Raw genomic sequence first — 23,587 nt, 5'->3', positions numbered from 1 at the left:
GCTCGGTGTCGTCCTCGGCCATAGCCGGGATCCCTACCCGCCGGGCCCGCCCCGGGGGTCAGCCGAGGCGCAGTGTCACCCGTTCGGATTCCACCCGCTTCTCCCACTGCCCGGCGTCCAGCGCCTGCGAGTTGCGGCAGAGCACCACCGAGGCGCCGGCCGCCAGCGGCGCCAGCAGACCGGCCTCCAGACCGGTCCAGTCGTCGTACGAGAGGGTGGACAGCACGCGGTCACCGGGCTTCAGGCCGAGCCGCGCCGCGCCCTCCCGGGCCAGCGCCACGGTCTGCTCACCCGTCAGCTTCAGCGGCAGCCCGTCCACCACGGTCTCCAGCGCGTGCCCGTCCGGGGCGACGGGGGAGTACGGCGCGAAGCGGTCGCCCTGGCCGGGCACCTCGGCGGCGTAGTCGAGGAAGCCGTCCGGACGCTGCGGGAAGCGGCCGCCGAGCGGCCGCAGGGCGAGCGCGACCCGCTCGCCCTCGCACGCCTGGGCGGACTCCAGCCCGTCCGGGCCGCTGACCACCAGGTCGGCGGTGGCCGGGTCGCCGCCCGGCACCGCCGCCACCCCGACCGACCAGCAGGCCAGCAGCCAGACGGCGCTCTGCCAGTGGGCGGGCAGCAGCAGCGCGGCCCGGTCGCCGGGGCCGGCGTTCAGCTCGTCCTGGAGGAGGTTGGCGGTCTTGGCCACCCAGTTGTCGAAGGTGCGGGCGGACAGCTCCACCCGTTCGCCGGTGGCGTCGTCGTAGAAGGTGACCATCGGGGCCGCGGGATCGACCGAAGGGGTGCCGCCGCGCAGGAATGCGTGCAGCAGCTCGATGGGGGTGTGGGCATCGGCAGCGAAAGGCGCAGTCATGGTGCGCCCCAGCCTAAGGCCTTCGGGTGGGCGGCCGGGAGGGGCGGCCGAACGGGCGCGGAGTGGCGTGGCGGACGGTCGGGTTTGCGGCGACGATCCGGACTATGCGCCTCTCGACCACGGCCGCGCGCCGCTCGCTCCCGGCCGCGCTGCTCGCCGGCTGCACCGCCGCGCTGCTCCTCCAGCCCGCCGCCACCGCGACCCCCTCACCGGCCCCGCAGCGCCACGGGTTCGCCGGCGGCGGCTCGACCACCACGCTGCCGCTGCCCGCCGGGGCCGTCCTCGCCCCGCGCGGCACCGAACCCTTCGAACTCCTCGGCCTCGGCTGGGACGGCCCGGCGGAGGCGCTCGCCGACGCGGTGGTCCGGGTCCGCACCCGGGACGCGGCCACCGGCCGTTGGAGCGGCTGGCACCGGCTGGAGACCGACGCCTCGGACGGCCCCGACCACGCGGCGCGCGGCGCCACCGCCCCGCTGTGGACCGGCCGCAGCGACGGCGTCGCGGTCGAGGTCAGGCCCGGGCCCGCCGGAGTGCCGCCCGGACTGCGGCTCGACCTGGTCGATCCGGGGCGGGGCGCCGCGTCGACCGCCGTACGGACCCTGCCCGCCGAACCGCCCGTCGAGCCGCCGACGCCGCCGTCCGCCGGGGCGGCCAGTGGCCGGGCCCCGCGCCCGGAGATCGTCACCCGGGCCGGCTGGGGCGCCGACGAGTCACTGCGCGACCAGGAGTTCGAGTACACCGGCCCGGTCCGCGAGGTCTTCGTCCACCACACCGCCACCGCCACCGACTACGCCTGCGCCGACGCACCCCGGGTGATCCGGGCGGTGTACCTGTACCACGTGAAGACCAACGGCTGGCGGGACATCGGCTACAACTTCCTGGTCGACCGCTGCGGCACCGTCTACGAGGGCCGGGCCGGCGGCGTCGAGCTGCCCGTCCACGGCGCCCACACGCTCGGCTTCAACACCGACTCCGCCGGCGTCGCCGCGATCGGCACCTACGTCGACGACCAGCCGCCCCGGCCCCTCCTCGACGGCCTCGCCGCCCTCGCCGCCTGGAAGCTCGGCCTCACCGCCCAGCCCGCCGACGGCCGTACCCCGCTCACCTCCGCCTCGGACGGCAGCCGTTACCCCAAGGGCACCGTCGTCGACTTCGACGCCGTCTCCGGCCACCGCGACGCCGACTCCACCGAATGCCCCGGCGCCGCCCTCTACGCCCGCCTCCCCGACCTGCGAGCCGCCGCGGCCGGCCTCCAGGCCCGCTGACCCCCGCGCCCGTCCGCCGTCCCCCCGCTCTGTCCGACCTCCCGCGTATCGTTCATATCCGGAGGCGACGCGGGAGGCGACGGCAGTGGAAGCAGTACGGCGCTGGCGTCCGGGCTTCCCCCTGGACGTCGCCCGCACCCTGCTCCCGCTGCGCCGCGGCCCGGCCGACCCGGCGTACCGCAGCACCGGGGACGGCGCCGTCTGGCGCGCCTCCCGCACCCCGGCCGGCATCGGCACCCTGCGGGTGCTGCCGCGTCCGGCCGCCGGCGAGGTCGAGGCGAGCGCCTGGGGCCCGGGCGCGGACTGGCTCCTCGACCGCCTCCCCACCCTGCTCGGCGCCGAGGACGCCCCGGAGTCGCTGGTGCTGCCGCCCGGCCCGCTGCGGGACGCCCAGCGCCGTACCGCCGGGGTCCGGCTGGCCAGGACCGGCCTGGTGCTGGAGTCGCTGGTCCCGGCGATCCTGGAGCAGAAGGTCACCACCGACGAGGCCTACCGCGCCTGGCGCACCCTGCTCCGGGACTTCGGCACCCCGGCGCCGGGCCCGGCCGAGGGCATGCGGGTGGCGCCGTCCGCCCGCGAGTGGGCGCTGGTGCCGAGCTGGGAGTGGCACCGGGCGGGCGTGGACCCGAAGCGCTCGGCGACGGTCGTCCGCGCGGTCCGGCTGGCGCCGCGGCTGGAGGAGGCCTCGGCGATGGGCCACGAGGAGTCCTTCGCCCGCCTCACCGCCGTCCCGGGCATCGGGATCTGGACGGCCGCCGAAACCCTCCAGCGCAGCAACGGCGACGCGGACGCGGTCTCGGTCGGGGACTTCCACCTGCCCAACCTGGTCGGCTGGGCCCTGGCCGGCCGCCCCCGCAGCGACGACGCCCAGATGCTCGCCCTGCTGGAGCCCTACCGCCCCCAACGCCACCGCATCTGCCGCCTCCTGCTGGCCACCGCCGCCCACGCCCCCCGCTACGGCCCCCGCCTGACCCCCAACGACCACCGCCACCGCTGACCGGAAGGCCCCCACCCCCTACTACCCCCCACCCCCACCCTCCAGGCGAGAGGGACGTGCTGCGGAAGGGGCGGCGCAGGGGGTGGCCCGGAGAGGGGCGTTGCGGGTGATTTTCAGACTGCCACCGCTGCCCGGCGTCGCACCCACGAGGAGGGCAGTCTGAAAATCATCCAGCCCCCGGAGCGGCCACCCCCGGAGCCGCCCCGCCACCCACCCTCCCGAGAGCCCCGCTACCGCACCACGACGAACGCGTCGGCACTCCGCTCGGGCCGAGCCTTCGCCGCCTCGGCGGGCCGCCCCACCGCGACAGCCCCCATCGGGTCCCAGCCCGCCGGGAGGTCCAGCACCTCCCGCACCGTGTCGCGGCAGAACATGGTGGACGAGACCCAGGCGGAGCCGTAGCCCTCGCCGGTGAGCGCGACCAGCAGGTTCTGCACGGCGGCGCCGGCGGCGACGGTGAACATCTCCCGTTCGGCGGCGGCCCGGCGCGGGTCGGGGTAGTCGTGCGAGCCGTCCGTCACCAGGCAGGGCACCACCAGGTACGGGGCGGCGCGCAGGACGTCGCCGCGGGCGGTGCGCCGGGCGATCCTCGCCTCGTCCCAGCCGTCGAGTTCGCGCAGGTCGCGCTGCCAGGCGGCGAGCATCGCGTCGAGCAGCCGCACCCGGGTGTCCGCGGACTCCAGCAGCACGAACCGCCACGGCGTGGTGTGGTGCGGGGCGGGCGCGGTGACGGCGGCGGCGACGGCGCGCCGGACGGCGGCAGGGTCGACCGGCTCCGGGGTGAAGGAGCGGACGGTGCGCCGCAGGGTGACGGCCTGCCGCAGTGCCTCGGAGGTGCCGAGCCGGAACATGTCGTCCACCGAGGGCCGGACCAGCGGCCGTACGCCCTCGCCGTCCTCGGTGGTGACGAGGTGGCCGAGTCCGCGCACGACCGCCACCGGGACGCCGGTGGCCTTGCCCTTGACCAGGTCGGCGGCGGCGGCGAGTTCGTCGGCGGTCGCGGTGACCGTCATCTCCAGCGCGTTGCCGTGGCTGTCGGTGCGGCCCCGGTGGTCCTCCAGGACGGAGAGGCCGGCGGCGCCGATCGCCACGTCGGTCAGCCCGTTGCGCCAGGGCCGTCCGAAGGTGTCGGTGACGACGACGGCGAGCCGGAGGCCGGTGAGCTGCTGGAGCCGGGCCCGCAGTGCCCGGGCGGAGGCGTCCGGGTCCTCGGGCAGCAGCAGCACGGTGCCCGGGGCGGTGTTGGAGGCGTCGACCCCGGCGGCGGCCATGACGAAGCCGTTGCGGTTCTCCACGATCCGGATCGGCCCGCGCCGGGCGACCAGCCGGACGGTCTCGGCGTCGATCGCGGCCTCGCGGGCGGTGGCGTGCAGCAGCCGGCCCTCGGCCTTGCTGACGATCTTCGAGGTGACCAGCAGGATGTCGCCGTCCCGGTACGCCCCCGCCTTGGCGACGAGTCCGGCGAGGTCCGCCCCGGCCTCGACCTCGGGCAGCCCGTCGACGCCGATGACCTCCAGCCTCACTTCCGCACCTGCTCCGCCAGCGCCAGCGCCGTGCGCGCCATCTCGGCGGTGGCCTCGACGTCGGTCATCAGCAGCGGGACGGCCCGGCAGGCGATCCCGGCGGCCTCGACGGCGGCCACCGAGGCCTCGTCGACGGTGTCCACCAGCCAGCCGTCGATCAGGTCCGAGCCGTAGTTCAGCGCGACCGCCTCGGCGGTGGCCTCGACGCCGACGGCGGCGAGCACCTTGTCGGCCATGCCGCGCACCGGCGCCCCGCCGATGATCGGGGAGAGCCCGACCACCGGGGCGGGCGCGGCGGCGACCGCCTCCCGGATGCCGGGGACGGCGAGGATGGTGCCGATCGAGACCACCGGGTTGGACGGCGGGAAGAGGATGACGTCCGCCTCGGCGATCGCCTCCAGCACGCCGGGCGCGGGCTTGGCGGTGTCCGCGCCGACCGGGACGATCGCCTCGGCGTCGACGGCGGCGTGCAGCCTGACCCAGTACTCCTGGAAGTGGATCGCCCGGGTGCCCTGCTCGTCGGTGATCCGCACGTGGGTCTCGACCCGGTCGTCGCTCATCGGCAGCAGCCGCACGCCCGGCTTCCAGCGCACGCACAGCGCCTCGGTGACCTGGCTGAGGCTGTACCCGGCGGTGAGCATCTGGCTGCGCACGAGGTGGGTGGCGAAGTCCCGGTCGCCGAGCCCGAACCACTCGGGGCCGACGCCGTACTCCTTCATCTCGGCCTTGATGGACCAGGTCTCGTCGGTCCGGCCCCAGCCCTGCTCCTCGTGGATGCCGCCGCCGAGGGTGTACATCACGGTGTCGAGGTCGGGGCAGACCTTGAGGCCGTAGAGGTGGATGTCGTCGCCGGTGTTGCCGATGACGGTGATCTCGTCCTGCGGTCCGACCGCCGCCCGGAGTCCGCGCAGGAAGCGCGCTCCGCCGATTCCGCCTGCCAGTGCCACGATGCGCATGGGGCTCATCCTGCCACGGTCGGACTGCCCGTCAGCCCGTGGTCAGTGCGGCCCGGCCTGCGCCTGCCGCTCCGGGTGCTGCTCGGGGACGGCGGTGGCGCCGTACTGGTTCATCTCGGTCAGGCCGGGGGCGTAGAGGTGGACGGAGACGGCGGGTTCGAGCGCGCCGTTGACGACCTCGTGCAGGTAGCCGGAGGAGAACACCCGCTGCCCGCCGCCGGGCCGCAGCACCCGGGCCCCCTCGCCGGCGGCGGTGAGGGAGCGCTCGATCAGCTCGCCCTGGACGACGCTCATCACGCCGGAGGACCCGCCGTGGTCGTGGAAGCCGCTGGACTGGCCGGGCAGCCAGCTGAGCAGCCAGACCTCGTAGCCGGGACCGGTCTCCAGCCGGGCGTACCAGCGGGTCAGCGCGTCGTAGCGGACCAGCGGCTCCCAGCGGTCGCGGTCGGCGGCGATCTCGCGCACCAGCCGGGCGTACTCGGCGACGGTGGTGGGGTGGGCGGGCAGGTCGGTGCGGGCCAGGTGCGGGAAGGCGAGCGGGTCGCCCGCGATGGAGACGTCGCTGAGGCCGTCGGCCCACCGGCGGGTCCGGGCGTCGGCGGGGGCGCCGGTACGGGCGGTGGCGGTACGGGTGTCGGCGGGGCCACGGCGGGCGAGCTTGTTGCGGTCGCGGTTCCGCTCGCGGATGCGGATCATGCGCACGGGAGTCGTCCTCGGAGGAGTCGGCCGGGTTCGGGATCGGCCGGATCCGGGATGTCCTGGGACGGGAGTCGCGGGCGGCCTCTGTGCTTCCTGGGGGCGGCGCGCGGTGGGACGCGGGCGCCTAGATACAGCAGGAGCAGAGGCGACAACAGAAGTTCACGGCACGGCGGAGGGTGGAACCGCTCCGGGGGCTGGCGAACTCTGACATAGAGGCAAGGACACCGCATCCGCGGGGGCGGTGTCAAACCGAAGGATGCGGCATTCGGGTGGGTTAAGTCCGGATCTTGCCCTGATGGGGTGATTCATCACTCTCTATGTTTCGATGGGAAGATCGCCGGGAAGGCAGGCCGATGACCGGCCTGTGGCGGTGACCGTGCGTCACCTGGTGAATGGTTGCGGATGGTTCGGCACCGTTCAGGACCTTGAGGCAGAAGGTCCGATGTGTCCGGATATGTACACTATTCGTAACGGCTTGGTGCCAGGGAGTGAATCCCGGCCCCAATACCAGAGCTCGGCTTGACTGGGCCAGAGTGACGCAACTGTAATTTCACTCGTGTCGTCAGCCGCACGAGGCAACGGCAACCACGGGGACGCCAAGTAGGGGCAGAGGAGGCGCGCCACATGAGCGAGCTCTTTGAGCTGTTGATCGGGGACGGCATCGCGGAGGACGAGGAGGAACTCGGTTGGCAGGAGCGCGCGTTGTGCGCCCAGACCGACCCCGAGTCCTTCTTCCCCGAGAAGGGCGGCTCGACCCGCGAGGCCAAGAAGGTCTGCCTCGCCTGCGAGGTCCGTTCGGAATGCCTGGAGTACGCGCTCGCCAACGACGAGCGCTTCGGCATCTGGGGCGGCCTCTCCGAGCGCGAACGCCGTCGGCTCAAGAAGAGCGCGGTCTGACCGGGCGGCCCCTGCCCCCCGCTGACCATTCGACAACGACGGACAGCCGCACAGCTGTACGGGCGCCTCACCGTGACGGTGGGGCGCTTTCGCGTTCCCGGGGCCCCCTTCACCGTCTCCGCACGCACACCCCGGACGAATCGGCCACCCGGAGCCGTTAGTGTGGTGCGCCATCCGGTTGCCGTTCACCGGCTGTGTCCACCGAGAACTGGGGCCCGCGCACTCGATGACCGTCTACAGCCACCAGAGCGGCTTCACCGCTTCCCGGCCGCCCGCCTACCCGCGCCACCTGGTCACCGCCGTGGTCGTCTCGCACGACGGCGCCCGCTGGCTCCCGCAGGCCCTGGCCGGCCTGCTCGGTCAGGACCGCCAGGTCCAGCGGATCCTCGCCGTGGACACCGGATCCACCGACAACTCTCCGCAACTGCTCGCCGACACCCTCGCCGACTGGCTGCCCGACAGCGGCCCGCTGGTCCTCGGCCGCCGGGCCGGCTTCGGCACCGCCGTCGCCGAAGCCGTGTCGGCCAGCGCGCCGCTGCGTACGGAGGACCTGCCGTACCGGCTCGACCCCTCCGGCTACGACCCGGTCACCGGCGGCTGGGACGACTTCGGCGACCCGCTCGCCCAGGAGGACGACCTCGGCCGCGGCGGCCCGCGCGAGACCCGGCCGGTCGAGTGGCTCTGGCTGCTGCACGACGACTGCGAGCCGCAGACCGACGCGCTGCGCCGACTGCTCCAGGTCGCCGACTCCACCCCCAGCGCCGCCGTGGTCGGCCCCAAGCTGCGCAGCTGGTACGACCGCCGCCAGCTCCTGGAGGTCGGCGTCACCATCGCCCGCTCCGGCCGCCGCTGGACCGGCCTCGACCGCCGCGAGCAGGACCAGGGCCAGCACGACCAGGTCCGCCCGGTGCTCGCCGTCTCCAGCGCCGGCATGCTGGTGCGCCGGGACGTCTTCGAGGAGCTCGGCGGCTTCGACAGGGCCCTCCCGCTGATGCGGGACGACACCGACTTCTGCTGGCGGGTCAACGCCGCCGGCCACCGGGTGGTGGTCGCCCCCGACGCCGTGCTGCGGCACGCCGAGGCGTCCGCCCGCGAGCGCCGCGCGATCGACTGCGGCCCCTCCCACCCGCACCGGGTGGACAAGGCCGGAGCCGTCTACACCCTGCTCGCCAACTGCAAGGGCGTGCTCTTCCCCTACGTCCTGCTGCGGCTGGTGCTCGGCACCTTGCTGCGGGCCGTCACCAACCTGCTCGGCAAGGACCCGCGCCAGGCGTTCGACGAACTCGCCGGCCTCGGCCACGAACTCGTCCGCTTCCCGAGGCTGTTGGCCGCGCGCAAGCGCCGCGCCCGGTCCCGGGCGGCGGACGCCCTGGACGACCGCACGCTCTTCCCGGCCCCCGGCGCCACCACCCGGCTGGCGGTCGAGGGCGTCGTCGGCTCGCTCGGGATAGGGGGCGGCGACGACACCGGCGGCCGGCACGGCTCGGTCGAGGCCGGTGGCGACGAGGAGGCCGAGGACCTGGTCGTCGAGCAGTTCGCGCTGCTCAGGAAGCTCGCCCGGCGCCCGGCGCCGGTGCTGTTCGCGGCCCTGCTGGTGTTCGCGCTGGTCGCCTGCCGCGGCCTGCTCGGCGGCGGCGGGCTGTTCGGCGGCGCCCTGCTTCCCGCGGCCGACGGCGCCGGCGGCCTCTGGTCGATGTACGCGGACGCCTGGCACCCGGTCGGCACCGGCTCCACCGCCGCCGCGCCGCCGTACCTCGGCGTGCTCGCGGTGCTCTCCTGGCTGCTGTTCGACCACGCCGACCTCGCGCTCACCCTGATCGTGGTGCTCGCCGTCCCGCTGTCCGCGGTCAGCGCCTACCTGGTGTCCCGGCCGCTGCTGGACTCCAAGATGGTCCGCGCCTGGGCCAGCGCCACCTACGCGCTGCTGCCCGCGGCGACCGGCGCGCTCGCCCAGGGCCGGATCGGCACCGCCGTGCTCGCCGTGCTGCTGCCGCCGCTGGCCCGCGCCGCCGCCATCGCGGCCGGCCTCGGCATCCGCGCGGAGAGCGCCGCCCAGGGCGCCCGCCCGGGCTGGCGCCCGGTCTGGATGACCGTCCTGCTGCTCACCCTGGCCACCTCCTTCGTCCCGATAACGTGGGCGCTCGCGGTGCCGCTCTGCCTGGCGATGCTGGTCGTCGCGGTGCTGCGCGGCGGCGCCTTCGGCTCCGGCGGTGCCGCGCTGCGGCTGCTCGGCCTGCGTGTCCTGGTGATCCTGGCGGTGCCGGTCGCGGTGCTGGCCCCGTGGTCGCTCACGGTGCTGTCGCACCCGCAGCGGCTGCTGCTGGAGGCCGGACTGCCCGGCCTGCACGGCACCGGCGCGAGCGCGGCCGGCCTGCTGCTGGTCAACCCGGGCGGCGCCGGGGTGCCGCCGATCTGGCTCTCGGCGGGCGTCGTGCTGGCCGCACTGGCCGCGCTGCTGCGCGCCGACCGCCGCCGCGCGGTGCTCGCGGCCTGGGGCGCGGCCGGCGCCGGCCTGCTCTTCTCGGTCGCGGTGGCGGGCACCTCCGTCACCCCGGCCTCCGGCGGCCCGGCGGTGCCCGCCTGGGCCGGCCCGGCCACCCTGATCGCCGGGATCGCCCTGCTGGCCGCCGCCGCGATCGGCGCCGACGGCGCCAACGCCCGCGTGGCCGGGATCGCCTTCGGCTGGCGCCAGCCGGTGGCCGCCCTGGTGGTGGCCGCGGCCGTGCTGGCCCCGCTGGGCACCGGCCTGTGGTGGGCGCTGACCGGCGCCGGCGGTCCGCTGCACCGCGGCCAGTCCGACCAGGTCCCGGCGTTCATCGCCGAGGAGGCCGGCACCACCGACCGGGCCCGCACCCTGGTCGTCACCGGCGAGCCGAGCGGTGGCGCGGTCCGCTACACCGTGCTGCGCGGCGCCGGTCTGACGCTCGGCCAGGCCGAGTCCACCGTCGACCCGGCGACCGGCACCCAGGACGGCCTGAACAAGATGGTCGGCAGCCTGCTGGCCGGCTCCGGCGCCGACCAGGCGAGCGCCCTGGCCGGCTACGGCATCGCCTACGTGCTGGTCCAGCAGCCGGTGATCGACGTCTTCAAGGACGTCCTGGACACCACCCCCGGCCTGGTCAAGGCCAACCAGGACGGCGCCGCCGCGCTCTGGCAGGTCAACGGCACCCCCGCGGTCCGCGCGGTGATCACCGCCCCGGGCGCCAACCCGGTGGTCGTCCCGTCCGGCGCCCGCGACCTGTCCGCCACCGTCCCGGCCGGTCCGGACGGCCGGGTGCTGCGGCTCGCCGAGTCCGCCGCCCCGGAGTGGAAGGCCACCGTGGACGGCACCGCGCTGGAGCCCATCACGGTCGACGGCTGGGCGCAGGGCTTCAAGCTCCCGGCCGCCGGCGGAAAGCTGAGCGTCACCCGGGAGGACGGCGCCGCCCACACCGGCTGGATCTGGGCCCAGGTGCTGCTCGGCCTCACCATCCTGGTGCTGGCCCTGCCCGGCCGCCGCAGCCACAAGGACGACGACCTGCCCGAGGACGTGGTCGCCGCCGCCGCGCTGGCCGCCGCCGCCCAGGCGCAGGCCCCCGTCCCCGGCAGCCGCCGGGCCCGCCGGATGGCCGAGCGCGGCGAGGGTGCCGAGGGCACCGAGGGCGGTGCCGACGAGTCCGGGGTGTACGACCGGCCGGGCGCGATCCCGGCGCAGCCGGTCGGCGAGCCGGTGACCGGGGCCGTCCGGGCGGCCGCCGCCGTCCAGGACGCCGAGCAGTACACCGACCCGTACCAGGCGTACCAGCAGGCCGACCCGTACAGCTACGACCAGTACGCGGCCCAGCAGCCGGTCGCCGCGCCGTACGGCGGCCAGGGGTACGGCGGCCAGGGGTACGACGCCCACCCGCAGCAGGGCTACGAGCAGCCGTACCAGCCCGCCGAGCAGCAGCCGTACGGCTACGACGCCCACGGGTACGACGGCCGTCAGCAGCCCGAGCAGCAGCCCTGGGTGCCGGGGCAGCAGCAGGGCGAGCCCTACTACGACCCCAACGACCCGAACGACCCCAACGGCCCCGGCCGGTACCCGCACCAGCACGGATCGGGGAGCTGACCCGCGATGAAGAAGCCCGCATTCAGGAAGAAGTCCGGCGCCGGCGAGGCCGCCGAGCCGGCCGGGCCCGCCTTCGCGGCGGAGCCGTCCGGGGCGGCCCCGGCCGCCCGCCCCGGCCGCGGAGGCGGCCCGTTCGCCGGCGGGTCCGGAGGGTCCGGGACCGGCGGCGCGGCCAGGACCACCCGGTCCCTGCTCGCCGCGGCCGTGGTGCTCGCGGCGGTGTTCGGCATCGCCGAGCTGCGCGCGCCGGCCGTCCCGGCCAAGGCGGCCACCGGCGCCGCCGCGACCACCGCGCAGGTGGAGCGGACGTCGGCGGTCTGCCCCCAGCCGATCCAGGGTCTGACCGGCTCGACCACGCTCACCGCCTACACCCCGCCCGGGACGGGCTCCGCCACCGGCGGGGCCGGCTGGCTCTCGGACGCGGCCGCGCCCGCCGTGCCCGCCGCCCAGCCGACCGCCGCCCCGGCGGCCCCGGCCCCGACCGGCTCGGGCGCCCCGAGCGCCCCGAGCGCCCCCGTCCAGGACAAGAACGCGGCGCCCGCCGACGCCCGGCTGACCGTGCCCAAGCCCGGCACCCCGGCCACCGGCCCGGCCGCCAACGGCGACACCGCGCCCGGCACCGGGGCCGTCGCCACCGGTGCCGTCGCCCCCGGCTTCACCGTCACCCAGACCACGGTGGTCACCGAGCAGCGCGGCCTCGGCCTGTCCGGCCTCACCTGCACCCCGGCCGGGACGAGCTTCTGGTTCGCCGGGGCCAGCACCGCCGGCGACCGGGTCGACTACCTCAGCCTGGTCAACACCGAGTCCTCCGCCGCGGTGGTGGACATCAAGCTGTACGGCGACAAGGGACTGATCGACAACGACGCCGCCAACGGGATCACCGTCTCGCCCGGCAGCTCCCAGGCCGTCCTGCTGTCGACCATCAGCAAGGGCGCCGTCGCCGACCTCGCGGTGCACGTGGTGGTGCGCTCCGGGCGGGTCGGCGCCGCGCTGCACGCCGCCGACGCCGGCAAGGGCGCCGACTGGGTCCCCGCCTCGGCCGACCCGGCCCCCGTCCAGGTGCTGCCCGGCCTGCCCGCCGACACCGCCTCCGCCCGCCTGGTGGTCTGGGCGCCGCCGGAGGACGACGCCGACCTGAAGATCCAGTTGTCCGGGAAGAACGGCTGGTTCAGCCCGGCCGGCAACGAGTCGATCCACGTCAAGGCGGGCATGGTGGCCGCCGTCGACCTCGGCAAGGTCACCCGGGACGAGGTCGCCGGGCTTCGGCTGTCGCCCAGCGACGACAAGCACCGCACCCCGGTCGTGGCCGGGCTGCGGATCGACCGGGCGGCGGCCAACGGCAAGAGCGACGCGGCCTGGCTGGCCGGCAGCAACCCGGTCGGCGCCCGCGCCACCGTCGCCGACAACCGGGCCGGCGCCTCCACGCTCTACCTGACCTCCAGCGGCGAGGCCGCCACCGTCCGGGTCACCGCCTCGGCGGGCAGCGGCGGCGGCACCCCGGCCACCAAGGAGGTCCAGCTCCCGGCCGGCGGCACGGTCGCCCTCCCGGCGCCCGAGCCCACCGGGCTGAACGGCGTCTTCGCGCTCACCGTGGAGACCGTCTCCGGCGGCCCGGTGGTGGCGGCCCGGATGCTGTCGCTGCCGGCCAAGGACGTGCCGATGTTCACCGTCCAGGCGCTGCGCGACGACCGCAGCACCGTCAAGGTCCCGCAGGCCGGCCAGGATCCGGGCGTCGTACTGCGCTGAGCGGCCGACGGGGCGGCACCTCCGGGTGCCGCCCCGTCGGGCTCAGTCCTCGTCGTAGCGCGGGTCGATGGCGTCCGGGGAGAGCCCCAGCAGTTCGGCGACCTGCTCGATCAGGATCTCGTGCACCAGCGCCGCGCGGTCCTCCCGGGTCTTCGCCCGGATCTCCACCGGCCGCCGGTACACCACGATCTGGCTCTTGCGCCCCTGCTGGCCCGGCGACACCCGCCCCAGCGGCACGCCGTCCTCGGCGTCGGCGCCGTCCGGCTCGTGCAGCGGCACCTCCTGGACGGCGAACTCAACCTCGATCAACTGCGGCCAACGCCGTTCGAGGCGCTCCACCGACTCGCGCACGTAGTCGTCGAACAGTTCGGATCGGGTGAGCGAGATCGGCACCTGGGGTGGCGCCAGCGGGCCGCGCAGGCCCCTGCCGTGCCGGTCGCGGTGCCGGGGGCGGCGCGCTGGGCCTGTCGATGACTGCGGTGCGGAGCTGTCCATATCACTGCCGAGGGTAGTCCTTGGACGGTCGGAAGTGGACCTCTCCGGCGGGGAATCGCACGGGGCGCGGATACACGGCCCCGGCGCCCGGACGGCGACACGGCACCCCCTCCGGACAGGCGGTCTTCGCTCCCCGGCGGGGAGTGCGGTACCGTCCACCCTCGTGAGCTCTGTACGTCGTTGTTCGCGGACCGCGTGCGGCCGGCCGGCCGTCGCGACGCTGACGTACGTCTACGCGGACTCCACCGCCGTCCTCGGCCCGCTCGCCACCTACGCCGAGCCGCACTGCTACGACCTGTGCGCCGAGCACGCCGAGCGCCTCACCGCCCCGCGCGGCTGGGAGGTCGTCCGGCTCGCCGCCGAGGCCGGGCCGCTGCGCCGCAGCAGCGACGACCTGGAGGCGCTGGCCAACGCCGTGCGCGAGGCCGCCCGCCCGCAGACCCCTCGTCAGGGCCGCGGTCCCGAGGGCGAGTCCACCGAGGGCGGCCGTCGCGGCCACCTCCGGGTGCTGCGCTCGCCCGACAACTGAGGACTCACCCGGCACGGGGCGTTCGTCCGGCCCGGGTACGCTGCCCGTCTACCGTCACCGCGCCCGTCGACCGGACGCGCGGTGGCCCAGACGTTCCGTGATCAGTCCTAAGACCAGGGTGGAGCCGCAGTGCGCGACCTCAAGCAGCTCGTGAAGGCGTACGACGTCCGAGGCGTCGTCCCGGACCAGTGGGACGAGAGCCTGTCCCGGGCCTTCGGTGCCGCGTTCGTGCAGGTCACCGGCGCGACCGCGATCGTGGTCGGGCACGACATGCGGCCCTCCTCCCCGTCGCTGAGCCTGGCCTTCGCCGAGGGCGCCGCGGCCTACGGCGCCGACGTGGTGCAGATCGGGCTGTGCTCCACCGACCAGCTGTACTACGCCAGCGGCCGGCTCGACCTGCCCGGCGCGATGTTCACCGCCAGCCACAACCCGGCCCAGTACAACGGCATCAAGCTGTGCCGGGCCGGCGCCGCCCCGGTCGGCCAGGACACCGGGCTGTCCGAGATCCGCGAGCTGGTCGAGTCCTGGACCGCCGAGGACGACACCGTCACCGTCCCGGCCAAGGACGTGGAGCCGGGCTCGCTCTCCGCCCAGGACACCCTGCGCGGCTACGCCGACCACCTGCTGGGCCTGGTCGACCTCACCGCGATCCGCCCGCTCAAGGTCGCCGTGGACGCCGGCAACGGCATGGGCGGCCACACCGTGCCGACCGTCTTCGACGGCCTGCCGATCGAGCTCGTCCCGATGTACTTCGAGCTGGACGGCACCTTCCCGAACCACGAGGCCAACCCGCTCGACCCGAAGAACCTGGTCGACCTCCAGGCCAAGGTCCGCGAGGTCGGCGCCGACCTGGGCCTGGCCTTCGACGGTGACGCCGACCGCTGCTTCGTCGTGGACGAGCGCGGCGAGCCGGTCTCCCCGTCGGCGATCACCGCCCTGGTCGCCGCCCGCGAGATCGCCCGCGCCCGGGCCGCCGGCGAGGCCGAGCCGACGATCATCCACAACCTGATCACCTCCTGGACCGTCCCCGAGGTGGTCCGCGAGCTCGGCGCCAAGCCGGTGCGCACCCGGGTCGGCCACTCCTTCATCAAGCAGGAGATGGCCGAGACCGACGCCGTCTTCGGCGGCGAGCACTCCGCGCACTACTACTTCCGCGACTTCTGGCGCGCCGACACCGGCATGCTGGCCGCCCTGCACGTGCTGGCCGCGCTCGGCGGGCAGCCGGGCACGCTGTCCGAGCTCACCGCCGAGTACGACCGCTACGCCGCCTCCGGCGAGATCAACAGCACCGTGGCCGACCAGGCCGCCAGCACCGCCGCCGTCCGTGCCGCCTACGCCGGCGGGGAGGGCGTCACGGTGGACGAGCTGGACGGCCTGACCGTGGCCGGCCCGGACTGGTGGTTCAACCTGCGCGCCTCCAACACCGAGCCGCTGCTGCGCCTGAACGTCGAGGCCAAGGACCCGGCGAGGATGGCCGAGCTGCGCGACGGCGTGCTCGCCGTCGTCCGCGGCTGAGCCCCGCGCCCCAACACCGCGACGGGGCCCCGCGCCTGACCACGGGCCCCGGTGCCCCGGCCGGTAGGGTTTCCTATCGGCCGGGGCACCTCCGTGCCACCCACGAACCCTGGAGAGCCCCATGAAGCTCGAATCCTTCCTGCTGGAGATCCTGCTCTGCCCGCAGTGCCGGTCCACGCTCGTCGAGGGCGGCACCGAGGAGCAGCCCGAGCTGGTCTGCACCGGTACGGAGTGCGGCCTCGCGTACCCGGTCCGCGAGGGCATTCCGGTCCTCCTGGTGGACGAGGCCCGCCGCCCGGCCTGATCCTGGGGGCGAAGCCCCGACTTCGACCGTCCCGCCCCGACCGCCCGGCGCGCAACGGAGCGCGCGCCCGGGACCGCAGCCGGAGGTTTGCCGCATGCTCGACGACACCCTGCTCGACGATCCGGCCGCCCTCCGGCGCGCCGACCGCGACGGCGCCCTGCTGGCCCTGGCCGGCGCCGGCGCGCGGGTCCGCACCGCGCTGCGGCAGGCCGAGGCGGCCGGCCTCGACCGGCTGCGTCCGGACGGCCGCCCGCGCGCCGTCCTGGTCGCCGGGCACGGCAGCGCGCTGACCGCCGCCGAGATGCTGTCCGCGCTGGCCGGCACGGCCTCCCTGGTCACCCCGCTGCCGCCGACCGAGGCGGCCGCCCCGCGCGCCGACCGGGCCGGCGCCCCGCCCGCCCTCACCGCCGGGCTCGGCTGGCAGCTGCCCGGCTGGGCCGGCCCGCTGGACCTGCTGGTGATCAGCTCCGCCGACGGCGGCGAGGAGGGCCTGGTCGGCCTCGCCGAGCAGGCGTACGCGCGCGGCTGCGCGATCGTCGTCACCGCCCCGCCCGGCAGCGCGCTGGCCGAGGCCGCCCTACAGGTGCGGGCGCTGCCGCTGCCGTTCGTGGCCCCGGTGCCGCCGGAGGACCTCGCGCCCGCCCCCGCCGCCGAGCCGGACCTGCCGCCCGAGGACCCGGCGGCGCTCTGGTCCCACCTCGCCCCGCTGCTGGCGCTCGCCCAGAAGATCGGCCTCACCCAGCTCCCGTACGACGCGCTGCCGGCCGTCGCCGACCTGCTGGACGCCACCGCCGTGCGCTGCCGCCCGGACGCCGCCGCGTACACCAACCCGGCGAAGGGCCTGGCCGCCCGGCTGGCCGGGACGGTTCCGCTGCTGTGGGCCGAGGGCCCGATCGCCGGGGCGGCCGCGGCCCGGTTCGCCGCCCAGCTGGCCGACCGGGCCGGACGCCCGGCGCTGGCCGGGCCGCTGCCGCAGGTGCTCACCGCCCACCGGGGCATGTTCACCGGCCAGTTGGGCGCGGGCGCCGACCCGGACGACTTCTTCCGCGACCGGGTCGAGGAGCCGGACCCGCTGCACCTCCAGGTCCTGCTGCTGCGGCACGCCCCGGACGCGGCCATTACGGCGGACGACGAGCAGGACGGCCCGGCCGAGGTGCCGGAGGACGACGCCGGCCCGCGCAGCTTCGGCGTGTCCAGGGCGCACCGGCTGGCCACCGCGCACGACGTCCGGCTGACCGAGTACGCGAGCGCCCGGCCGGACACGCTGCACGCGCTGGCCGACCTGGTCGCGCTGACCGACTTCGCCGCCGTCTACCTGGGGCTCGCCGCCGCGCAGTCCTGAGACGTCGGCCGGTCGGAGCCTCCCGGCCGGTACGGTAAGCGCTCGACGAGCAGATCGCCCCGTCGAGCAGATCGACCCGTGAGGATTGCGAAGGCATGAGCACCGAAGGCGGCACGAAGGCACTGATCGCGGCGCTGTCCGCGAACCTGGCGATCGCGGCGGCCAAGTTCACCGCCTTCGGCTTCACCGGCTCCTCCTCGATGCTGGCCGAGGGCGTGCACTCGGTGGCCGACTCCGGCAACCAGGTGCTGCTGCTGATCGGCGGCAAGCGGGCGCGCCGGGCGGCCGACGAGGAGCACCCCTTCGGGTACGGCCGCGAGCGCTACGTGTACGGCTTCCTGGTGGCCATCGTGCTGTTCAGCGTCGGTGGCCTGTTCGCGGTCTACGAGGGCTGGCACAAGATCAGCCACCCGGAGAAGCTGGACGCCTGGGGCTGGGCGGTCGGCGTGCTGGTCTTCGCCATCGCCATGGAGGGCTGGTCCTTCCTGACCGCGATGCGGGAGTCCAGCAAGGCCAAGGGCCGGCAGGGCTGGGTGCAGTTCATCCGCACCGCCAAGGCGCCGGAGCTGCCGGTGGTGCTGCTGGAGGACACCGGCGCGCTGATCGGCCTGGTGCTCGCGCTGTTCGGCGTCGGACTCACCGTGATCACCGGGGACGGCGTCTGGGACGGCGTCGGCACCCTGTGCATCGGCGTGCTGCTGGTGGCGATCGCCGTGGTGCTCGCCCTGGAGACCAAGTCGCTGCTGCTCGGCGAGTCGGCGGGCAAGGAGTCGGTGCAGCGGATCCGCGAGGCGCTGGTGGACGGCGAGACGGTCACCCGGGTGATCCACATGCGCACCCTGCACCTCGGCCCGGAGGAGCTGCTGGTCGCCGCGAAGGTGGCCGTCAACGCGGAGGACAGCGCGGCCCGGGTGGCGGAGGCGATCGACGCCGCCGAGGAGCGGGTCCGCGCGGCCGTCCCGATCGCCCGGGCGATCTACCTGGAGCCCGACGTCTACAGCGCCGAGAAGGCCGCGGCGGGCGACGACCCGGCCGCCACGCCGGGCGGTCCCGGCCCGGGTGAGGCGCACTGACCCCGGTCCGGTGCCGGGTCCGGGAGCGGGCCGGGGCAGGGGCCGAAATCGGTCATCGACGGACGACCGGCAGGGCCGTCGGTGTAGATTCGTCACCAGAGCCAGAACGTCGCTGCTGATGGCGGTCGATCGGCGGTCGGCACCCGTTGGGGTGTGCGCCGGTCGAGGGAGAGAGGTCCTCCGACGGTTTGTGCTGCGCAACGGAAGCCGGTCCACCACGGACCCGGCTCCTCCGGCGTGGCCGTGCACCCGTACGGCCTGACGCGCGCGACGCACGCCCGGACCTATGGCCCCATCCCCCTCAGCGAGGAGCAGACGCATGTCGACCGACATCACCGGTGACTTCAAGGTCGCCGACCTTTCCCTGGCGCCGTTCGGCCGCAAGGAGATCCAGCTGGCCGAGCACGAGATGCCCGGTCTGATGGCGATCCGTGCCGAGTACGCCGAGGCGCAGCCGCTGGCCGGCGCCCGGATCACCGGCTCGCTGCACATGACCGTGCAGACCGCCGTCCTGATCGAGACTCTGACGGCCCTCGGTGCCGAGGTCCGCTGGTGCTCCTGCAACATCTTCTCCACCCAGGACCACGCGGCCGCGGCCATCGCCGTCGGCCCGGAGGGCACCCCGGAGAACCCGCAGGGCGTGCCGGTCTTCGCCTGGAAGGGCGAGACCCTGGAGGAGTACTGGTGGTGCACCGAGCAGGCCCTGACCTGGCCTGACGGCAAGACCCCGAACATGATCCTGGACGACGGCGGCGACGCCACCCTGCTGATCCACAAGGGCGTCGAGTTCGAGAAGGCCGGTGCCGCGCCGGACCCGTCCACCGCGGACAACGACGAGTTCCGGATCATCCTGGAGCTGCTCAACCGCACCCTCAAGGACACCCCGAACAAGTGGACCGAGGTCGCCTCCACGATCAAGGGCGTGACCGAGGAGACCACCACCGGTGTCCACCGCCTGTACGAGATGCACCGTGACGGCAAGCTGCTGTTCCCGGCCATCAACGTCAACGACGCCGTCACCAAGTCGAAGTTCGACAACAAGTACGGCTGCCGCCACTCGCTGATCGACGGCATCAACCGCGCCACCGACGTCCTGATCGGCGGCAAGGTCGCCGTCGTCGCCGGCTACGGCGACGTGGGCAAGGGCTGCGCCGAGTCGCTGCGCGGCCAGGGCGCCCGCGTGATCATCACCGAGATCGACCCGATCTGCGCGCTCCAGGCCGCCATGGACGGCTACCAGGTCACCACCCTGGAGGAGGTCGTCTCGATCGCCGACATCTTCATCACCACCACGGGCAACAAGGACATCATCCTCGCCTCGCACATGGAGAAGATGAAGCACCAGGCGATCGTCGGCAACATCGGCCACTTCGACAACGAGATCGACATCGCGGGCCTGGCGAAGCTGCCCGGCATCGTGAAGACCGAGGTCAAGCCGCAGGTCCACGAGTGGCGCTTCGCGGACGGCCACACCATCATCATGCTGTCCGAGGGCCGCCTGCTGAACCTGGGCAACGCGACCGGCCACCCGTCCTTCGTGATGTCCAACTCCTTCGCCAACCAGACGATCGCCCAGATCGAGCTGTTCACGAAGACCGAGCAGTACCCGGTCGGCGTCTACGTGCTGCCGAAGCACCTGGACGAGAAGGTCGCCCGCCTGCACCTCGACGCGCTGGGCGTGAAGCTGACCACCCTGACCCAGGAGCAGGCCGACTACATCGGCGTTCCGGTCGAGGGCCCGTACAAGGCGGAGCAGTACCGCTACTGATCGCCCGACGGTCCGACGGCCGGCGCCCTTCCTCCGGGGGCGCCGGCCGTCGGCGTTCCCGGGGCGAGCGGCCACCGCCGGAACGTCGCACGCCGACCGCGCACGTAGGCTTTCCGGCATGCCCAACGGCCGGTACTCGCTCCACGACAGCCACGACCACCTGCTGCTCGGGGAGGAACGCTTCAGCTGCGCCCCCGGGGCGGCCGGGTGGCGGTACGTCTCCAAGACCTACGCGCCGGACGGCCGGGTGCTCGGCAGCACCGACCTCACGCTGGACTCGCGCGCCCGGCCGCTGCGGATGGAACTGCGGGCCGGCGGCTGGCAGGTGCGCGGCGGGGCGGTGGACGGGGTGGCCTGGGTCCGTACTGACGCGGCCGACCCCGGCGGCGAGCACGCGGCGGAGGGCCACGACCGGGCGCACGCCTTCACCGGCCGCTCGCCGGGCTTCCTGGTCGCCACCGCCCGGCTGCTGCGGCTGCGGGAGGGGGCGAGCGCGCGGGTGCGGCTGGTGGCGTTCACCGAGCCGGTGCTGGCCCCGCGCACCCTCGACCAGGGGTGGCTGCTGGAGGGTGTCGACACCCACGAGACGGACGAGGGGCCGCTGCTGGTGGAGCGCTACCAGGTGGCGGACCTGGAGACGGGCGAGCAGCAGGTCGTGCACCTGGCGGGCGACGTGGTGCTGGCGGCGGCGGGGATCGAGCTGGAGGAGCTGGCGTCGCCGCCGAACGCCTGGCGGGTGGGGGCGGAGGAGGAGTAGCGGGCAGGGGCGGTCCGGCTCGGGCGGCTTGCTCGGGTGGGCGCGTTCAGGCGGGCGGGGCGAAGCCGGTGTCCGCGGCGGGTTTGTCGAGGGACGGAGCCGCGGGCGCGGCGGGCTGGGCGGGGGCGGCCGGCGCCGTGGGCGCGGACTGCTGCGTCGGCAGGCCGAGGACCCGGACGGGCCGTCCGTCGGCCGGGCCCGCCGGAACCGGCGCGGGGAACGGACCGGAGGCCGGGCGGGGAGCGGGCACCTGGGCGAAGGCCGGCTGGGCGAAGGCCGGCCTGGCCGCCCACAGCTGCTCCTGGGCCCGCGTCCACTCCCGCCGCTGGCGCTCGGTGAGCACCGCGCCCAGGTACGCCGCCGGGTGCAGCCCCGGGGCGATCGGGTGGCCGATCCGGTCGGACAGGTCCTCGGCCAGCCGGGTGGACATCCGGTGCATCACCGCCGGGTCCAACTGACGGATCCGGCCCAGCAGTTGCCGGATGGCGAGCCAGAGCGGCTCCGGCACGGCGGACAGGTCCATCGCGACCAGCTCGTGGCCCATCGCCTGCAACAGGTGCGGGTGCACCGGCGGCAGCGGGGATGCGGAGCCGCCCGCTCCGGGAGTGCGCTCGCGGACGACCACCGTCCCGGCGAAGATGTCGCCCAGCCGCTTGCCGTCCGCGTGCACCGCCGACGTGATCACGGCCGGGGCACCGGTCAGCACGATCATCTCGAAGAAGCCGACCAGCCCGCGCACCAGCGAGTGCCGGAACCGCACCGGCCCGCCGTCGGTGCGCACCACCCGCAGGCCGAGCGCGGCCTTGCCGAGCGAGCGGCCACGGGTGAGGGTCTCGACCATCACGGGGACGGCCACCAGGAAGAAGACCGTCAGGCCGATCATCGTGGCGGCCAGCGCCGCGCCGTCCAGACCGATCAGGGCGATGCTCAGCGCCAGCGTGAACACCAGCAGGGCGGCGAACTCCACCAGCAGGTCGATCACGATCGCCAGGGCCCGGCTCGGAAGCTTCGCCGTCTGGAGGCCGAGGACGACCGCCTCACCCGTCACCAGGTCGCTCAAGACACCTGTCCGTTCACGTTCTTGGAGCCCGTACGGCTCGCTCATGGAGATCCGGCCCCGGGGAGGTCGGCGGTGCCGGGGGAGGGAACCACCCCGGACCGGCTCCCCGTGACCCGCTCCCCGCCGTCTGATCCGCAGCCGCCAACATACGGGGCCCGGTGGGCGCACGGGAAGTGAGATCCCGACGGCCGGGGCGACGGCCGCTGCTGGCATGCTGGGCCGCACGTGTCCGCCGGCACCCACCGGCCCGGACCGACCCGCCCGCGCACGCACGTCCGCGCCCGCCGCCGATCAGGGAGCCGCCGAAATGGACCTGGACGTCTTCGTCGCCACCCACCAGGGGGAGTGGGCCCGACTGGACGCCCTCGCCCGCCGGCGCCGGCTCAGCGGGGAGGAGGCCGACGAACTGGTCACCCTCTACCAGCGCGCCACCGGACACCTCGCCAAGGTCCAGGCCGCCGCGCCGGACCCGGCCCTGGTGAGCCGGCTGACCGGCCTGGTCTCCCGCGCCCGCAGCGCGGTGACCGGCGCCCGGACCAACGGCTGGCAGGACGTCGCCCGCTACTACACGGTGAGCTTCCCGGCCGCGCTCTACCGGGCGCGCCGCTGGTGGATCCCGGTGGCGGTCGTCTCGATGGCCGCCACCGCACTGCTCGCGTGGTGGATGGCCGGCCACCCCGAGGTCCGCAACAGCCTGATCACCCCCGAGCACCTCCAGGAGCTGACCCGCCCCGGCGGCCAGTACGAGTCGTACTACTCGGACCGGCCGGCCAGCTCCTTCGCCGCACAGGTCTGGACGAACAACGCCTGGATCGCCGTGCAGTGCCTGCTGTTCGGGATCGCGCTGGGCATCCCGGTGCTCTACGTGATGTGGACCAACGTGCTCAACCTCGGCATCGGCGTCGGGCTGATGGCCTCCGCCGGTCGCCTCGACGTCTTCCTCGGCCTGCTCATCCCGCACGGCCTGCTGGAGCTGACCGCGGTCTTCGTGGCCGGCGGCCTCGGCCTGCGCCTCGGCTGGACCGTCATCGACCCCGGTCCGCGCACCCGCTCGGTGGCGCTGGCGGAACAGGGCCGCTCGATCATCGGCATGTCGATCGGCCTGGCGACGGTCCTGGCGGTCTCCGGCGTCCTCGAAGCCTTCGTGACTCCGTCCGGCCTGCCGACCTGGGCCCGCATCTCCATCGGCGTGCTCGCCGAGGCGGCCTTCCTCCTCTACGCCCTGGTGCTGGGCCGCCGGGCCGCCGAGGCCGGGGAGTTCGGCGATCTGGACGAGGCCGACCGGGCGGATCTCCAGCCCGTCGCCGCCTGAGCCGAGGTGATCGACAGGCCCCTGACCTGCTAGTCTTCCTCTCACCCCGGCCAAACCATTGACGTGGTGCGGGTGGGCTAGTAGGTTTGAACGGTTGGGACTGACTGGACAACGGTCGGGCCCGGGCGTTAGTGTCTACGACACCGCCGAATCGAGGCGAGCGCGTTTCACGAAATGCGCGCCCCCCGACGAAGCAAATCCCGCGGACTGAACACTCCGAAAGCCTTGATAGGCTTCGGAACGAAGTCGCAGGAAATCCCGCCAGCGGGAATCGGATGAATGAAACTCCGGAAAACGGAGCGGAAAACGTCTGGTAAGCTGGAAACACGAAAGAACGAAGCCCGGAGGGCCTGCTGGAAGGCAGTCCGAAGGAAGCGTCCGTTCCTTGAGAACTCAACAGCGTGCCAAA

General features: G+C 74.7%; 19 protein-coding genes. 13 read left to right on the top strand and 6 right to left on the bottom strand.

Annotation, left to right across the window (positions count from 1 at the left end; genetic code table 11):
* Nucleotides 1-58 precede the first annotated feature (58 nt).
* Nucleotides 59-850, bottom strand: a complete 792-nt coding sequence (locus ACZ7RU_RS36285) for a TIGR03089 family protein (RefSeq protein ID WP_470345274.1) — start codon at nucleotides 848-850, stop codon at nucleotides 59-61.
* A gap of 104 nt (nucleotides 851-954) precedes the next feature.
* Between ACZ7RU_RS36285 and ACZ7RU_RS36280 the strand changes: the two genes are divergently transcribed.
* Together ACZ7RU_RS36280 and ACZ7RU_RS36275 are read left to right on the top strand one after the other, a co-directional pair.
* The gene (locus ACZ7RU_RS36280; protein WP_470345273.1) at nucleotides 955-2,115 is read left to right on the top strand and encodes a peptidoglycan recognition protein family protein; all 1,161 of its coding nucleotides are present in this window, start codon (nucleotides 955-957) and stop codon (nucleotides 2,113-2,115) included.
* An 85-nt stretch (nucleotides 2,116-2,200) separates the two neighbouring features.
* Nucleotides 2,201-3,112, top strand: coding sequence for a DNA-3-methyladenine glycosylase family protein (locus tag ACZ7RU_RS36275; RefSeq protein WP_470345272.1), 912 nt, complete (start codon nucleotides 2,201-2,203; stop codon nucleotides 3,110-3,112).
* Nucleotides 3,113-3,342: 230 nt separating this feature from the next.
* On the opposite strand, the gene ACZ7RU_RS36270 is transcribed toward ACZ7RU_RS36275, so the two are convergent.
* The 3 genes from ACZ7RU_RS36270 to ACZ7RU_RS36260 are packed head-to-tail and all read right to left on the bottom strand — an operon-like array spanning nucleotide 3,343 to nucleotide 6,293.
* Entirely contained in the window at nucleotides 3,343-4,635 is a 1,293-nt protein-coding gene (locus ACZ7RU_RS36270) for a coenzyme F420-0:L-glutamate ligase (RefSeq protein ID WP_470345271.1), read from the bottom strand.
* Nucleotides 4,632-5,591, bottom strand: a complete 960-nt coding sequence (gene cofD, locus ACZ7RU_RS36265; protein ID WP_470345270.1) for a 2-phospho-L-lactate transferase — start codon at nucleotides 5,589-5,591, stop codon at nucleotides 4,632-4,634. Before cofD ends, ACZ7RU_RS36270 begins: the two co-directional genes overlap by 4 nt.
* Nucleotides 5,592-5,633: 42 nt before the next feature.
* Nucleotides 5,634-6,293, bottom strand: coding sequence for a cysteine dioxygenase (locus ACZ7RU_RS36260; RefSeq protein ID WP_470345269.1), 660 nt, complete (start codon nucleotides 6,291-6,293; stop codon nucleotides 5,634-5,636).
* A gap of 621 nt (nucleotides 6,294-6,914) precedes the next feature.
* On the opposite strand from ACZ7RU_RS36260, the gene ACZ7RU_RS36255 reads away from it, so the two are divergent.
* The 3 genes from ACZ7RU_RS36255 to ACZ7RU_RS36245 all read left to right on the top strand — a co-directional run bounded on the left by ACZ7RU_RS36255 (nucleotide 6,915) and on the right by ACZ7RU_RS36245 (nucleotide 13,023).
* Nucleotides 6,915-7,187, top strand: coding sequence for a WhiB family transcriptional regulator (locus tag ACZ7RU_RS36255; protein ID WP_030062195.1), 273 nt, complete (start codon nucleotides 6,915-6,917; stop codon nucleotides 7,185-7,187).
* A 226-nt stretch (nucleotides 7,188-7,413) separates the two neighbouring features.
* Nucleotides 7,414-11,277 (top strand): glycosyltransferase, encoded by a 3,864-nt coding sequence (locus ACZ7RU_RS36250; protein ID WP_470345268.1) that lies wholly within the window; start codon nucleotides 7,414-7,416, stop codon nucleotides 11,275-11,277.
* 6 nt (nucleotides 11,278-11,283) lie between these two features.
* Nucleotides 11,284-13,023 carry a DUF5719 family protein gene (locus ACZ7RU_RS36245; protein ID WP_470345267.1) on the top strand — a complete coding sequence of 580 codons (1,740 nt, stop codon included), beginning with the start codon at nucleotides 11,284-11,286 and terminating at the stop codon, nucleotides 13,021-13,023.
* Between the two features lie 42 nt (nucleotides 13,024-13,065).
* Here the strand turns inward: ACZ7RU_RS36245 and ACZ7RU_RS36240 are convergent, their stop codons facing one another.
* Nucleotides 13,066-13,518 (bottom strand): metallopeptidase family protein, encoded by a 453-nt coding sequence (locus ACZ7RU_RS36240; protein ID WP_049659268.1) that lies wholly within the window; start codon nucleotides 13,516-13,518, stop codon nucleotides 13,066-13,068.
* Nucleotides 13,519-13,681: 163 nt separating this feature from the next.
* Here ACZ7RU_RS36240 and ACZ7RU_RS36235 point away from each other — a divergent pair, with 163 nt between their 5' ends.
* The 7 genes from ACZ7RU_RS36235 (at nucleotide 13,682) to ACZ7RU_RS36205 (ending at nucleotide 20,806) form a co-directional block, all read left to right on the top strand.
* Nucleotides 13,682-14,047 carry a DUF3499 domain-containing protein gene (locus ACZ7RU_RS36235; protein ID WP_030289946.1) on the top strand — a complete coding sequence of 122 codons (366 nt, stop codon included), beginning with the start codon at nucleotides 13,682-13,684 and terminating at the stop codon, nucleotides 14,045-14,047.
* Nucleotides 14,048-14,176: 129 nt separating this feature from the next.
* On the top strand, nucleotides 14,177-15,562 hold the full coding sequence (locus ACZ7RU_RS36230) for a phosphomannomutase/phosphoglucomutase (protein ID WP_470345266.1): 1,386 nt from the start codon (nucleotides 14,177-14,179) through the stop codon (nucleotides 15,560-15,562).
* A 121-nt stretch (nucleotides 15,563-15,683) separates the two neighbouring features.
* Nucleotides 15,684-15,866: a Trm112 family protein gene (locus ACZ7RU_RS36225; protein WP_470345265.1), complete on the top strand. Its 183-nt coding sequence runs from the start codon at nucleotides 15,684-15,686 to the stop codon at nucleotides 15,864-15,866.
* Nucleotides 15,867-15,960: 94 nt separating this feature from the next.
* Entirely contained in the window at nucleotides 15,961-17,208 is a 1,248-nt protein-coding gene (locus ACZ7RU_RS36220) for an SIS domain-containing protein (RefSeq protein ID WP_470345264.1), read from the top strand.
* Between the two features lie 95 nt (nucleotides 17,209-17,303).
* Complete coding sequence (locus tag ACZ7RU_RS36215; RefSeq protein WP_470345263.1) at nucleotides 17,304-18,281, top strand: cation diffusion facilitator family transporter; 978 nt, start codon at nucleotides 17,304-17,306, stop codon at nucleotides 18,279-18,281.
* Nucleotides 18,282-18,600: 319 nt separating this feature from the next.
* Nucleotides 18,601-20,049 carry an adenosylhomocysteinase gene (ahcY, locus tag ACZ7RU_RS36210; protein ID WP_470345262.1) on the top strand — a complete coding sequence of 483 codons (1,449 nt, stop codon included), beginning with the start codon at nucleotides 18,601-18,603 and terminating at the stop codon, nucleotides 20,047-20,049.
* Nucleotides 20,050-20,167: 118 nt separating this feature from the next.
* Nucleotides 20,168-20,806 (top strand): hypothetical protein, encoded by a 639-nt coding sequence (locus ACZ7RU_RS36205; protein ID WP_470345261.1) that lies wholly within the window; start codon nucleotides 20,168-20,170, stop codon nucleotides 20,804-20,806.
* A 46-nt stretch (nucleotides 20,807-20,852) separates the two neighbouring features.
* Here the strand turns inward: ACZ7RU_RS36205 and ACZ7RU_RS36200 are convergent, their stop codons facing one another.
* Nucleotides 20,853-21,866, bottom strand: coding sequence for an RDD family protein (locus ACZ7RU_RS36200; RefSeq protein ID WP_470345260.1), 1,014 nt, complete (start codon nucleotides 21,864-21,866; stop codon nucleotides 20,853-20,855).
* A gap of 307 nt (nucleotides 21,867-22,173) precedes the next feature.
* Here ACZ7RU_RS36200 and ACZ7RU_RS36195 point away from each other — a divergent pair, with 307 nt between their 5' ends.
* Nucleotides 22,174-23,178, top strand: coding sequence for a stage II sporulation protein M (locus ACZ7RU_RS36195; RefSeq protein ID WP_470345259.1), 1,005 nt, complete (start codon nucleotides 22,174-22,176; stop codon nucleotides 23,176-23,178).
* The last annotated feature ends 409 nt before the right edge of the window (nucleotides 23,179-23,587 follow it).

Source organism: Kitasatospora sp. NPDC114501, assembly GCF_055633695.1.
This window is presented reverse-complemented; position numbering and strand designations above follow the sequence as displayed.

Bases quoted from the DNA above. Each gene is read 5' to 3' on its own strand.
- ACZ7RU_RS36285 (WP_470345274.1), bottom strand. From the start codon at position 850: ATGACTGCGCCTTTCGCTGCCGATGCCCACACCCCCATCGAGCTGCTG.
- ACZ7RU_RS36280 (WP_470345273.1), top strand. From the start codon at position 955: ATGCGCCTCTCGACCACGGCCGCGCGCCGCTCGCTCCCGGCCGCGCTG.
- cofD (WP_470345270.1), bottom strand. From the start codon at position 5,591: ATGCGCATCGTGGCACTGGCAGGCGGAATCGGCGGAGCGCGCTTCCTG.
- ACZ7RU_RS36255 (WP_030062195.1), top strand. From the start codon at position 6,915: ATGAGCGAGCTCTTTGAGCTGTTGATCGGGGACGGCATCGCGGAGGAC.
- ACZ7RU_RS36250 (WP_470345268.1), top strand. From the start codon at position 7,414: ATGACCGTCTACAGCCACCAGAGCGGCTTCACCGCTTCCCGGCCGCCC.
- ACZ7RU_RS36245 (WP_470345267.1), top strand. From the start codon at position 11,284: ATGAAGAAGCCCGCATTCAGGAAGAAGTCCGGCGCCGGCGAGGCCGCC.
- ACZ7RU_RS36240 (WP_049659268.1), bottom strand. From the start codon at position 13,518: ATGGACAGCTCCGCACCGCAGTCATCGACAGGCCCAGCGCGCCGCCCC.
- ACZ7RU_RS36225 (WP_470345265.1), top strand. From the start codon at position 15,684: ATGAAGCTCGAATCCTTCCTGCTGGAGATCCTGCTCTGCCCGCAGTGC.
- ACZ7RU_RS36220 (WP_470345264.1), top strand. From the start codon at position 15,961: ATGCTCGACGACACCCTGCTCGACGATCCGGCCGCCCTCCGGCGCGCC.
- ACZ7RU_RS36215 (WP_470345263.1), top strand. From the start codon at position 17,304: ATGAGCACCGAAGGCGGCACGAAGGCACTGATCGCGGCGCTGTCCGCG.
- ahcY (WP_470345262.1), top strand. From the start codon at position 18,601: ATGTCGACCGACATCACCGGTGACTTCAAGGTCGCCGACCTTTCCCTG.
- ACZ7RU_RS36205 (WP_470345261.1), top strand. From the start codon at position 20,168: ATGCCCAACGGCCGGTACTCGCTCCACGACAGCCACGACCACCTGCTG.
- ACZ7RU_RS36195 (WP_470345259.1), top strand. From the start codon at position 22,174: ATGGACCTGGACGTCTTCGTCGCCACCCACCAGGGGGAGTGGGCCCGA.